At 41.6% G+C, this 13,656-nt stretch carries 7 protein-coding genes; all 7 read left to right on the forward strand.

What is annotated here, in order from left to right:
• Positions 1-8: 8 nt before the first annotated feature.
• The 7 genes from D2V08_RS08845 to sov all read left to right on the forward strand — a co-directional run bounded on the left by D2V08_RS08845 (position 9) and on the right by sov (position 13,652).
• Positions 9-686 carry a Tat (twin-arginine translocation) pathway signal sequence containing protein gene (locus tag D2V08_RS08845; RefSeq protein WP_119607665.1) on the forward strand — a complete coding sequence of 226 codons (678 nt, stop codon included), beginning with the start codon at positions 9-11 and terminating at the stop codon, positions 684-686.
• A 9-nt stretch (positions 687-695) separates the two neighbouring features.
• The gene (locus D2V08_RS08850; RefSeq protein ID WP_119607666.1) at positions 696-1,106 is read left to right on the forward strand and encodes a DsrE family protein; all 411 of its coding nucleotides are present in this window, start codon (positions 696-698) and stop codon (positions 1,104-1,106) included.
• Positions 1,107-1,149: 43 nt separating this feature from the next.
• Positions 1,150-2,070, forward strand: a complete 921-nt coding sequence (queG, locus tag D2V08_RS08855; protein WP_119607667.1) for a tRNA epoxyqueuosine(34) reductase QueG — start codon at positions 1,150-1,152, stop codon at positions 2,068-2,070.
• Between the two features lie 128 nt (positions 2,071-2,198).
• Positions 2,199-3,524 (forward strand): MFS transporter, encoded by a 1,326-nt coding sequence (locus D2V08_RS08860; protein ID WP_439108275.1) that lies wholly within the window; start codon positions 2,199-2,201, stop codon positions 3,522-3,524.
• Between the two features lie 123 nt (positions 3,525-3,647).
• Positions 3,648-5,945 carry an NADP-dependent malic enzyme gene (locus D2V08_RS08865; RefSeq protein WP_119607668.1) on the forward strand — a complete coding sequence of 766 codons (2,298 nt, stop codon included), beginning with the start codon at positions 3,648-3,650 and terminating at the stop codon, positions 5,943-5,945.
• Between the two features lie 16 nt (positions 5,946-5,961).
• Entirely contained in the window at positions 5,962-6,543 is a 582-nt protein-coding gene (ruvA, locus tag D2V08_RS08870) for a Holliday junction branch migration protein RuvA (RefSeq protein ID WP_119607669.1), read from the forward strand.
• A gap of 5 nt (positions 6,544-6,548) precedes the next feature.
• Entirely contained in the window at positions 6,549-13,652 is a 7,104-nt protein-coding gene (sov, locus tag D2V08_RS08875; RefSeq protein ID WP_119607670.1) for a T9SS outer membrane translocon Sov/SprA, read from the forward strand.
• Positions 13,653-13,656: the final 4 nt, after the last annotated feature.

Raw genomic sequence — 13,656 nt, forward strand, 5'->3', positions numbered from 1 at the left:
CAATCACAATGAGAACAACAGAAACAACATCGAGACGAAATTTTATGGGAGCGATGATGCTGGGTGCAACGGCATCCACATTGTCGGCTTTTACCAGTACTGCATTTGCAGGAATGACCGATTTTACAGATTTAGAAATGGGCGATGCCGAGTCCTGGATGAAAACAATAAAGGGAAAGCATAGGGTGGTTTATGATGGGAATTATCCGCACAAAGGATTTCCAATAATTTGGAACTGGGCATACTATCTATCCAACAACGAAATGGGTTCTGCGGATGATCAAATTACGGCAATGACCGTGCTTCGACATGATGCAATTCCCTTCGCATTGCACGACGACCTTTGGAAAAAGTATCCCTTGGGTGAAATGTTCCACGTTAAAAAAGCAGATGGAACCCCGTATGATCGTAATCCATTTTATGAGCCACAAGAAGGCGATTTTCCGCTTCCAATGATTCAAGGGATTAAAGACATGCAAAGTAGAGGTGCCATGTTCTGCGTTTGTAATCTGGCGCTGAATGTCTACAGTGGAGCAGTTGCCCAACAAATGGAAAAGGATCCAACTGAAGTTTACGAAGAGTGGAAAGATGCTGTGCTGCCCGGAATTCAGTTAGTGCCCTCTGGAGTATGGGCCTTGGGTAGAGCACAAGAAGAAGGATGCGGTTACATTTTTGCAGGAGAATAACGGCAAACAATGAAAAAACTAATCGTATTATTTATGTTAATGGTGTCGGGTATTATGCTGGCACAAACCGAACCGATCAAAGTAGTATTTGATGTAACTAGTAGCAATCCCGATGTACATAGGACAGCGGCCAAACATTTAAGATTGATGGCTGAAGCCTATCCGCAATCGGAGTTTGAATTAGTGATATATAGCGGAGCCTATAAAATGGTAGACAGGAAATCATCCGTAGCCGGAGAAACTTTGACAGATATTGTTAAAAGGGACAATGTGGCCATAGTGATTTGCGAACAGACCATGAAAAGGCATAAAATGACCATGGACGGCCTTATTCCTGGAGTAGGTTCGGTACCCGATGGTATTTATGAAATCATCATGAAACAAAAAGAAGGCTGGGGCTATATCAAAGAAGCCCAATAGCCCATATGCTAAAAATTGAAAAATTATGGGTTAACTTTATGGCATGAATGCCGAAAAAAATACGCAGTTGATAAAAACCGAGGCCAAACGCCTCGGTTTTTTGTCGTGTGGTATTTCCAAAGCTGAGTTTCTGGAAGAGGAAGCTCCTCGTCTGGAAAAATGGCTCAACCAAAATATGCATGGGGAGATGCAGTATATGGAAAACCACTTTGACAAACGTTTGGACCCAACAAAACTGGTCGAAGGTTCCAAGTCGGTTATATCATTATTGTTGAATTATTTTCCTTCTGAGGAACAAAACTCTGACTCCTATAAAATCTCCAAATACGCCTATGGTACAGATTATCACTTTGTGATAAAGGATAAGCTAAAAACTTTGCTCCATTTCATTCGAGAGGAAATAGGGGAAGTGCATGGAAGGGCATTTGTGGATTCCGCTCCTGTTTTAGATAAAGCTTGGGCTGCCAAAAGTGGACTCGGTTGGATTGGAAAACACAGCAATTTATTGACTCAGCAAGTGGGTTCCTTTTATTTTGTGGCCGAGTTAATTGTGGACTTAGAGCTAGAATATGACACTCCTGTCACAGACCATTGTGGTACTTGTACCGCTTGTATTGATGCTTGCCCAACAGACGCCATAGTACAGCCCTACGTGGTGGATGGGAGCAAATGCATTTCGTACATCACCATTGAGCTCAAGAATGAAATTCCCTCTGAATTTGATGGAAAACTGGACGATTGGATGTTTGGCTGCGATGTATGCCAAGATGTATGCCCTTGGAACCGCTTTTCAAAATCACATAATGAACCCCTTTTCAATCCCAACCCAGAATTGTTGGCATTCACAAAAAAAGATTGGGAGGAAATTACCCAAGATGTCTTTAAAAAAGTATTTAAAAAATCTGCAGTAAAAAGAACAAAACTGTCAGGATTGAAGCGAAACATCGATTTTTTGAAGAAATAGCTGCATTTTCAAGAATTCGAGACATGCCTATTGTTTTACCCGAGGAGAAAAAACATTATATTGAGCAATATTCTTGTAAGAATCACATTTTTTCAAGGACTATATTGATGACTAGCTAAACAAACAGGATGATTAAAATCAAAAAACCCAAATTAAGCTTTTGGCAAATTTTTAATATGAATGTTGGATTTCTTGGAATCCAATATAGTTTTGGGCTTCAACAAAGTGCTATAAACCCGATTTTTCTTTTTTTGGGTGCAAAAGAAGAAATACTTCCAATTTTAAATATAGCCGGACCTATAACCGGGTTGATTGTGCAACCAATAATTGGTGCAATTTCAGATAAAACCTGGTCCCCTCGTTGGGGAAGAAGAAAACCCTTCTTTTTAATAGGTGCGTTAATGGGAAGCTTGTGTTTGTTTGCGTTTCCTTTGAGCCCGGCATTATGGTTTGCAGTAGGTTTATTGTGGATTTTGGATGTTGGGAACAATATGGCCATGGAACCGTATCGGGCATTTGTGGGAGATAAATTACCCGAATCACAATTCAGTATTGGGTATCAGATGCAGAGCCTTTTTGTTGGAGCAGGTATCCTTCTGGCCAATGCCTCCATATTTTTGTTCCAAGATTGGTTTGGTGGAGGGCAAGAAGTAGAGGGGACCGTCCCCAAATGGTTGTATTATTCCTTTTTTATTGGATCGTTCCTTTCTGTAGCCACTATTTTATGGTCAGTTTTAAAAACACCTGAAATTCCTCCAACCGATGAGGAGTTGGCGGAAATCAACAAACATAAAGCACTCCCCTTTGCTGAAAGATTTAAGGTGCCTTTTGTGGAAATTGCACATGCCGTAAAAGAAATGCCCAAATTTATGTGGAAGCTATCAGCAGTATATCTGTTTCAATGGTATGCTCTTTTTGTGTATTGGCAATTTATTACCCCGTTGTTTAGGGTTTCTTTGGGATACGACACTTCCGAGGCCGCCGCTCAAGCTGCAAAAATGAGCACAACTTACAATGTAGTTACCGCAGTAGTGGCACTGGTTTTGGTGCCGTTAACCATGAGATTTGGGGGTAAAAAGGTATACGCACTGAGCCTCTTGGGGACAGCAGCAGCATTATTTACCATACCTTATATTCAAGATCCAGTTTATGTTTTATTTCCCATGGTGTTGTTCGGTATTGGATGGGCTGCCATGATGGGAATTCCTTACAGCATGGTTTCGAAAATTGTGCCCCAAGAACGGAGAGGGGTTTATATGGGAATCTTGAATATGATGATTGTTATCCCGATGGGGATTCAAACATTGTCTTTTGGCCCTATATTTAAAAACCTACTGGGCGCCAACTCAGTAAATGCAATGTTGTTCGCAGCTGTATTTTTTGCGATTGCAGCTGTTTTGGCCATGCGACTTAATGTAACCAAGGCAAAAAAGGAGTATCCATTGGATTCATAATCAATGCGACAGCAGTGCATTAGGAATTTACTTTTCTGGTTTTATCTATAGTTGAAATTGATCCTTAAGACTTTAAGATAAAAGCAGCGAATACCCTAACTTTACCAATTCATTTTCGACGATATGAGCAAGGAAAAGCAAAGACGGGAAGCGTTACTATATCACGCAAAACCACAGCCAGGAAAAATAAAGATTGTACCAACAAAACCTTATTCCACCCAAAGGGATTTGGCATTGGCATACTCCCCCGGGGTTGCAGAACCCTGTTTGGAAATCGAAAAGAACAAGGACGATGTGTACAAGTATACCGCAAAAGGGAACATCGTTGCAATAATTTCCAATGGAACTGCAGTTTTGGGCTTGGGTAATATTGGGCCGGAGGCATCAAAACCAGTGATGGAGGGTAAAAGTCTTCTCTTTAAGATCTTTTCGGATATCGATGGAATTGATATTGAACTTGATACCACCGATGTGGATAAGTTTGTAGAGACCGTTAAGGCCATTGCCCCAACTTTTGGAGGTATTAACCTTGAGGATATTAAAGCTCCCGAAGCATTCGAGATAGAACGCAGATTAAAGGAAGAACTTGACATTCCGGTAATGCACGATGATCAGCATGGAACGGCCATTATCTCAGCGGCAGCTTTACTGAATGCGTTGGAGATTGCAGGTAAAAAAATAGAAGAGGTCAAAATAGTAGTGAGTGGTGCAGGAGCAGCAGCAGTTTCGTGCACTCGATTATATAAATCTTTTGGGGCAAAAGCTGAAAATATTGTGATGCTGGATAGTAAAGGAGTTATCCGGAGCGATAGAGACAATCTTACCTCCCAAAAGAAAGAATTTGCAACCGATAGAAAGATTGATACTTTGGAAGATGCGATGAATGATTCCGATGTGTTCATTGGGCTTTCCATTGCAGATATTGTTTCTCCGAAAATGCTGAAATCCATGGCTGAAAAACCGATTGTTTTTGCTATGGCCAACCCTGATCCGGAGATTGAGTACAGTTTGGCCTGTAAGACAAGAAAGGATATAATAATGGCGACTGGTCGTTCCGACCATCCTAATCAGGTCAATAATGTACTGGGCTTTCCTTTCATCTTTAGGGGTGCACTCGATGTTAGGGCAACTAAGATCAATGAGGAAATGAAGAAAGCCGCCGTTTTGGCATTGGCAGACCTTACTCGTGAGCCTGTTCCAGAGCAGGTGAATATAGCCTACGATGCCACAAGGTTGACTTTTGGCAAAAATTATATCATTCCAAAACCTTTTGACCCCCGTTTAATTACTAAAATCCCACCCGCAGTAGCTAAAGCAGCTATGGAAAGTGGAGTGGCTCGATTGCCTATCCAGGATTGGGAAAAATATGAAGAGGAGCTTTACCAAAGGTCTGGCAACGACAATAAAGTGGTTAGGCTATTGCACAATAGGGCAAAAGTGAACCCTAAGCGTATTGTTTTTGCAGAAGCTGAGTTACTGGATGTGATGAAAGCAGCCCAGATTGTACATGATGAAGGTATCGCCAAGCCCATACTCCTTGGTAACAAGGAAACTATTGAAAATTTAAAGGAAGAACTCGAATTTGATGCCGAAGTTCCTATAATAGACCCTCGTTCCGATGAATTTAAGGAAATGAGGGCTACATATGCACTGAAGCTATGGGAATTAAGAAAACGAAAAGGGGAAACAAAGTATAGTGCTCGGGTCAATATGGGCAAACGCAACTATTTTGGGGCCATGATGCTTAAAGAGGGAGATGCAGATGGTATGATATCCGGTTACTCTAGAGCTTATCCAAAGGTACTGCGACCTGTATTCGAAGTCTTGGGCAGGGCCAAAAATGTACAAAACGCCAGTACGGTAAATATCATGATCACAGATCGCGGACCACTTTTTTTAGCGGATACCTCGATTAATATTGATCCCAATGCTGAAGAATTGGCGGAGATTGCCCAGATGACGGCCAATGTGGCCAAAACCTTTGGTTTTAAGCCTGTTATGGCACTACTTTCTTATGCCAACTTTGGATCATCAAGTCATCCCAATGCACAAAAGGTGAGAGAGGCCGTCAAGATTTTACACGAAAGAAATCCTGATTTGGTAGTGGATGGGGAGATCCAAACCGATTTTGCATTGGACCCAGAATTGAGCAATAATAACTTTCCATTTTCCAAAATATCCGGGAAGAAAGTAAATACCTTGGTTTTTCCTAATCTGGAATCCGCGAACATTACCTATAAATTGCTGAAAGGCCTGAACAATGCAGATTCCATCGGCCCTATAATGGTAGGTTTAACACGTGCCGCCCATATTTTACAGTTGGGTGCCAGTGTAGACGAAATGGTGAATATGGCTGCTGTAGCGGTGATAGATGCCCAGGAGCGGGAAAAAAGGAGAAAGGCAAAAATGCAAGGTGAGTAACCAAAATTTGTAATTTATGATTACCCATTTAAGAGGAAAGCTGGTGGAGAAAAATCCAACATACGCTATTGTAGAATGCAATGGAGTGGGGTACTTTTTAAACATTTCCCTACACACTTTTTCCTTGCTTTCTGATGAGGAAAACATTTTTGTTTATACAGATTTACTGGTCAAAGAAGACTCCCATACGCTATTTGGTTTTGCGGAAAAATCGGAGCGAGAAGTTTTCCGATTGTTAATATCAGTTTCGGGTGTTGGTGCTAGCACGGCACGTACCATGTTGTCCTCTTTGTCCCCATCCGATGTAAGGGATGCCATTGCCAATGAAGATGTCCCTACAATACAGTCTGTAAAAGGCATTGGAGCTAAAACAGCACAGCGAGTAATCTTGGATTTAAAAGACAAGATTTTAAAAGTCTACGACATAGGCGAAGTTTCACAACAATCAAACAATACAAATAAAGAAGAAGCGTTATCTGCATTAGAGGTTCTTGGTTTTACCAGAAAGCAATCTGAAAAGGTAGTTGACAAGGTACTTTCCCAAGACACTTCACTAAGCGTAGAGAACATTATTAAACGGGCGCTGAAAAATTTGTAACTAGTTTGAAAAGAGGGGCAAAACCAATACTTAAACCAACACGTTTTAAGTACATTTTCTTTGTTGTTTGTTTGCTGTCCATATCCACAATAATGGCACAGGAGACCAACGAGCAGGTTCAGGATTCTGTAAAGACAGGAATTGCGCTTGGTCGCCTTATAATGGAAGACCCCAATAGCATTGTTGCGAAATATACCTACGACCCAAAAACCAACACTTACGTTTATACCGAAAGCATTGGTGATTTTAACGTCAACTACCCTGTAATTCTTACTCCGGAACAATACTACGACCTTGTCGAAAAGGAGCAGATGAAATCCTACTTTAAGCAAAAGGCAGATGCCTATGCGGGAAAAAAAGAAGGAAGCGAGGAGGCGCGTAAAAATCTACTGCCCAATTTTTATGTAAACAACAACTTTTTTGAAACCATTTTCGGGGGAAACACCATCGAGGTGATTCCACAAGGTTCCGTTGCGATGGATTTGGGGATTTTATGGCAAAAAAATGATAATCCGGCACTATCGCCCAGAAACAGAACCAACCTTTCTTTTGATTTTGATCAACGTATTAGTTTGAGCTTATTGGGAAAAGTTGGAGAGCGTTTGCAGGTAACCGCCAACTATGATACCGAAGCCACCTTCGATTTTCAAAACTTAGTAAAACTTGATTATACTCCAACAGAAGACGATATCATTCAGAAAATAGAAATCGGTAATGTGAGCATGCCGCTCAACAGTTCTTTGATTACGGGTGCGCAAAGCTTGTTTGGTGTAAAAACACAGCTTCAGTTCGGTAAAACTACTGTAACCGCGGTTTTCTCCGAACAGCGATCACAAAATAATACCGTAGTTGCCCAAGGTGGTGGAACGGTAAATGAATTCGCTCTCACAGCCTTGGATTATGACGAGGATAGACACTTTTTCTTAGCGCATTACTTCCGTGATAATTACGACCGAGCATTGGAATTTTATCCCTTTATCCAAACTCAAGTGCAAATTACTCGTTTGGAGGTTTGGGTAACCAACCGAAATCAGCAAACACAAAATGTTAGAAATGTTGTCGCCATTCAGGATTTGGGTGAGGCCATTTCCGATAATACCCGTATCGGAGTTAATAATGGTGATCCAGCAGGGTTTTTCAATGCATCCGCAGTGGCAACAGGGCTGCCTCAAAATGGGGCAAATGCTTATGATCCGAATCAAATTGGAACTGGAGCGCTAACTCAATCAATTCGCGATATCGCTACGGTAGAATCGGGATTTAACATTCCCGGATATACCGTAAACCAAGGTTTTGACTATGCTATCCTGGAAAATGCCCGAAAACTTGAACCGGGTCGAGACTATGAATTCGATTCCCAGCTAGGATATATTTCCTTGAGCCAAAGTTTAAGCAATGATGAAGTTCTAGGTGTTGCTTTTCAGTACACCTATAATGGTCAGGTGTTTCAGGTGGGGGAATTTGCCAATGGAGGTATCGATGCGACATCAGTTTCCTTAGATACGAGCTTTATTGAAAACAACTCGTTGGTTTTAAAACTACTGAAGAGCAACATTACCAATGTGCAAGACCCTATTTGGGATTTGATGATGAAGAATATCTATTCTACGGGGGCCTATCAATTAAATCAAGAAGATTTTAAACTCAATATTCTTTATTCCGATCCAACACCAAGGAACTACATCACTCCAGTGGATCCCAATGCAGGTTGGCCAACAGGTTTACAGGACCAGATATTGCTCAATGTATTTAATTTAGACCGATTGAATACTTATAATGATGTACAAGCTGGTGGTGACGGATTTTTTGATTACGTAGAAGGAATAACCGTTGATTCACAATCAGGTCGTATTATTTTTACAAAAGTAGAACCATTCGGGGAGTATCTTTTTGAACTTTTAGGAGGTGGTGTGTATGATGTAGATAATGATCAAGGGTATAATCCTAACCAGGAACGGTATGTGTTCCGAAATATGTATGCCAAGACCAAGGCAGCTTCTTTACAAGATGCCGAAAAGAATCGGTTCCAGATAAAAGGTAAGTATACTTCCCAATCCGGTAATGGAATACCAATAGGGGCCTTCAACGTGCCGCAAGGTTCCGTGACGGTTACTGCTGGTGGTCGTCAATTGCAGGAAGGAATAGATTATACGGTGAACTATCAGGCTGGAACGGTCCAACTTTTGGATCCAAGTTTGGAAGCTTCCAATACTCCTATCAACATTTCAGTGGAGAACAATGCGGTTTTTGGTCAGCAAACAAGAAGGTTTGCCGGGGTAAACGTAGAGCATAACTTCAACGATAAATTTGTTTTGGGCGGGACATTGCTCAATTTAAATGAGCGACCTCTGACCCAAAAATCCAATTACGGAATAGAACCTGTCAACAATACTATTTTTGGACTGAACGGAAACTTCAGCACGGAAATACCATTTCTGACAAGATTAGCAAACAAATTACCGAACATAGATACCGATGTGCCCTCCAATCTTTCTTTGCGTGGTGAAGTAGCATTTTTAAGGCCTAATTCTCCAAAAAACGCGGATTTTAGGGGAGAAACAACCACTTATTTGGATGACTTTGAAGGAGCGCAGGCTTTAATTGATATCCGATCCTCTTTAGGTTGGACATTGGCAAGTCCACCAGTAGAATTTTTGGAAGATAGGACAGGTATTGATGTAGGTTACGAAAGGGCAAAAATGGCCTGGTATACCATCGACCCAATCTTTTATACTAACCAAAGGCCGGCGGGAATGTCGGACAACGATATTTCCTTGAACTCGACCCGTAGGGTATTTATTGATGAGGTGTTTACCGAGACCGATATTGCTCAAGGACAGACGCAAGTACAAAGTACTTTGGATATCGTTTACTATCCCAATCAAAAAGGGCCTTATAACGCCAACCCAAGTTTTGAGTCCGAAACACCTGATGCCAAATGGGGGGGTATAATGCGGCCCTTGAGCAGTACCAATTTTGAACAATCCAACGTAGAATTTGTTCAGTTTTGGGTCTTGGATCCTTACATTGATGGTGAAACGACCGATGCAAATGCGGGAGAACTTGTACTCAACTTGGGTAATATTTCAGAGGATATCCTCAAAGATGGCCGAAAGCAATATGAAAACGGTCTGCCTGCAAGCACCAACAACGAAGTGCCAAGGGAAACTATTTGGGGTCAGGTACCATCTACACAATCTTTGGTGTACGCTTTTGATGCGGATGAGGCGAATAGATCGGCACAAGACCTTGGTTTGGATGGGTATGGTGATGCTGAGGAACAAACCATTTATAACGGTCCAGCGGAGGATCCTGCCTTGGACAATTATCAATACTATTTGAACAGAGAGGGAGGTGTCTTGGAAAGATATTTGGATTTTAACAATACCGAAGGAAACTCTCCGGTTGCAGTAACAGATACAAATAGGGGCTCCACTACTTTGCCCGATGTTGAGGACATTGACAGGGACTTGACCATGAATACGGTAAACAGCTATTATGAATACCGAATTCAAATCAAACCCAACACAACAATAGATGATCAGTACGTAACTGATATCCGTGAAGGACAAACCCCAACATTGCCCAACGGAACACAATTAAACCGTAGATGGATTCAGTATAAAATTCCATTGAGTGATTTTACCGATGCCGTAGGGGGAATCTCCGATTTTAGGTCCATCAGCTTTATGAGAATGTACCTCACCGGGTTTTCGGATGATGTGGTCCTTCGTTTTGCTACCTTGGATTTGGTACGCGGCGATTGGAGGACATATACCAACTCCTTGGAACCCAACGTGGACAATGACCCTACGGATGATGCTACCGTAACCGATGTGAATACAGTAAACATTGAAGAGAACTACGGAAGGCAACCCATACCTTATGTACTGCCTCCTGGAGTGGTGCGAGAACAATTGAATAACAATAATACCATTATCCGCCAGAACGAACAGTCGTTATCTTTCGTAGTAGAAAATTTGGAATCTGAGGATTCTCGTGGAGTGTTTAAAAATGTGAACATTGATGTTCGCCAGTACGAACGTCTAAAAATGTTCATGCACGCCGAAAAAATATTCAATACCGATTATTCTGATAGTGATACACCATTGGTCGGATTCCTTAGAATTGGAACCGATTTCTCCCAAAATTTTTATCAGATAGAGTTGCCGCTTCAGTTTACTTCCTTTGGAGCCTCATCGCCAGATGAAATTTGGCCAGATGTAAACGAGATTGATGTAGCACTTAGCGATTTGAACAAAGTAAAGTCAAAAGGAATATCCGATCAGACCTTGGATGAAATCAATTACTATGAAATTGTGGATGGTGAAGCTGTCCTAGTGGATGAATTTGCTCCACGTACTTTGGGTAGAGTTCGAATCGGAATTCGAGGTAATCCTTCCTTGGGGAGTATACGTGGAATGATGGTCGGTATCAAAAACATTGACAATATTCCAGCCCGGGGTGAAGTGTGGTTTAATGAGCTTCGCTTGGCCGGTCTCGAAAATAATGGAGGTTGGGCCGCTACGGCTGCTTTGGATGCCAATATGGCCGATTTTGCCAATGTTACGGCAACAGGAAGCAGAAGTACTTCAGGTTTTGGTTCCATAGACCAGACCCCGACAGAACGTGCCTTGGAAGATGCCATCTCTTATGATGTAGTGACCAATGTAAATGTGGGGCAGTTGTTTCCAAAGAAATGGAATCTGCAGCTACCTTTTAATTACGGAATCTCTGAAACCCTGATCACTCCGGAGTTCGATCCTGTATATGACGATTTAAGATTGGATGATAGGATTGCAGCGGCAGCAACTGCCGAGGAGGCAGAGACTATAAAAGAGCAGGCGGAGGATTACACCAAGCGCACTAGCATCAACTTGATAGGTGTGCGAAAAAATAGGGGAGAGGAAGCTGAAGAGAATTTCTTTGACGTGGAAAATTTCACTTTCAACTATTCTTATAATGAGACAGATCATAGGGATTTTGAAGTAGCTGAGCTTAGAGATCAAAATGTTTCCACTGGATTTGTTTACAATCATAATTTTAAACCAGCTCCCGTAGCGCCTTTCGCCAAAAAGGATTCCATGCTCACAGGGAAGTATTGGCAATGGTTGAAAGATTTGAACTTTAATGCATTGCCCACAAGTCTTTCGGTAAATGCCAACTACAATCGCTCCTTTAACCAACAACGGTATCGGGATGTTTTAGAGCCAGGGGTGGATGCATTGGAGCTACCATTGCTTCAGCAACGTAATTACCTGTTCAATTGGCAATATGCACTCAATTATAGTATTACCAAATCTTTGAGGTTGAACCTGACTGCCTCCAACAATAATATTGTCCGTAATTATTTTAATGTGGACGAAAATCCCGATTCTGGCATCAATGAGGAACTGGGTCTATGGGATGGATTTTTTGATATTGGAGAGCCCAATAGACATGCGCAGCAAATGCAGTTGAACTACGAACTGCCTTTTAGCAAGATTCCATTCCTCAATTTTATAAATGCGCAGTATACCTACACAAGTAATTTTGATTGGCAACGAGGTGGCGATGCATTGCGCGAGGTTGCCGGTATAGACATCAACACGGTTCAAAATGCAAGCACGCATAATTTAACGGCCAATATGAGCATGCAGCGTTTTTATGACTTTTTGGGACTCAAAAAACGTGGTGGCAAAGTAAATGCCAATCAAGCTCCAGTGAGAAGGGACAAGGCTGGTAACCCTGCAGATGATACTGGTGACAATGGTCCTCGAAAAACAAGTAAAGGTTTCAATACATTGGTAGATATTCTTACCATGGTAAAGCGGGTTAACGTAAACTATAGTGAGAACAGGGGGACTGTACTGCCCGGATATACACAGTCCATAGGATTTATAGGTACAACTCGCCCAACTTTGGGCTTTGTCTTTGGAAGTCAAGCCGATGTGCGTTTTGAAGCAGCCCGTAATGGATGGTTGACGGATTATCCCGAGTACAGTAGGCAGTTTATGCAAAACACGAATAAACAATTGAACATTACCGCTACGGCTCAACCAACTCAGGATTTGACCATAGATTTGAGTGCTGACAGGAATTATATGAGCTCCTCCCAAGAAAGTTACAGTCCCGAAGAATGGATGAACGGACAAGATGGATTGATCAATGAAATGGGGAATTTTAGTATTTCCACAGTAATGATCGGAACAGTATTCAATAAAAGCGACGAATTCGACTCCGAGACGTTTGAGCAATTCAAACAAAATAGAATCACAATTGCAAACCGTTTGGTGGCCGATAGGGGAGAAAATCCTGGAGAACTCGATGAAGATGGTTTTCCGGAGCGTTATGGAAAAACACAGCAAGATGTATTACTTCCAGCGTTCTTTGCAGCATATACAGGGCAAGATGTTGAACGTGTGAATATGGACGCCTTTAGAGATATTCCAATTCCAAACTGGAATTTAAAGTATACCGGTTTAATGAAGAATCGATGGTTTAAAAAGAAGTTTAAGCGTTTTTCCCTGAGCCATGGATATCGTGCAGCATATAGTGTCAACTCTTTCCAAACCAATTTGGAACGTCAGAATACCACATTTGATCCAGAAACAAATGATTTACTTCCTAAGACCCTTATTAATAACGTGGTGCTTACGGATGAATTCAGTCCTTTGATGCGGGTGGATTTTGAAATGCAGAACTCATTCAGCTTCTTGGCAGAAGTAAGGACCAGTAGAACCTTGTCCTTGAGTTTTGACAACAATCTTTTGACCGAAATCAACGGAAATGAATATACTCTTGGTCTTGGATATCGTTTTAAGGATGTAAAATTTGTGACCAACATTGGAGGTGAGAAAACGCGTTTAAAAGGAGACCTGAATTTAAAAGCAGACCTTTCGCTCCGGGACAACATTACGATAATCCGCAATTTGGATATCGACAATAATCAAATCACATCAGGTCAAAAATTAATGTCCATAAAGTTTACTGCCGATTATGCTTTGAGCAAAAGTTTGAATGCCCTGTTCTTCTACGACCATTCGTTCTCAGAATTTGCAGTTTCCACTGCATTTCCACAAACAACGATCAATGCTGGCTTTACGCTGAGGTATAACTTTGGCAATTAATACA

The organism is Flagellimonas lutimaris (genome assembly GCF_003581615.1).
GTDB classification, from domain to species: Bacteria; Bacteroidota; Bacteroidia; order Flavobacteriales; family Flavobacteriaceae; genus Flagellimonas; species Flagellimonas lutimaris.

Bases quoted from the DNA above. Each gene is read 5' to 3' on its own strand.
- D2V08_RS08845 (WP_119607665.1), top strand. From the start codon at position 9: ATGAGAACAACAGAAACAACATCGAGACGAAATTTTATGGGAGCGATG.
- D2V08_RS08850 (WP_119607666.1), top strand. From the start codon at position 696: ATGAAAAAACTAATCGTATTATTTATGTTAATGGTGTCGGGTATTATG.
- queG (WP_119607667.1), top strand. From the start codon at position 1,150: ATGAATGCCGAAAAAAATACGCAGTTGATAAAAACCGAGGCCAAACGC.
- D2V08_RS08860 (WP_439108275.1), top strand. From the start codon at position 2,199: ATGATTAAAATCAAAAAACCCAAATTAAGCTTTTGGCAAATTTTTAAT.
- D2V08_RS08865 (WP_119607668.1), top strand. From the start codon at position 3,648: ATGAGCAAGGAAAAGCAAAGACGGGAAGCGTTACTATATCACGCAAAA.
- ruvA (WP_119607669.1), top strand. From the start codon at position 5,962: ATGATTACCCATTTAAGAGGAAAGCTGGTGGAGAAAAATCCAACATAC.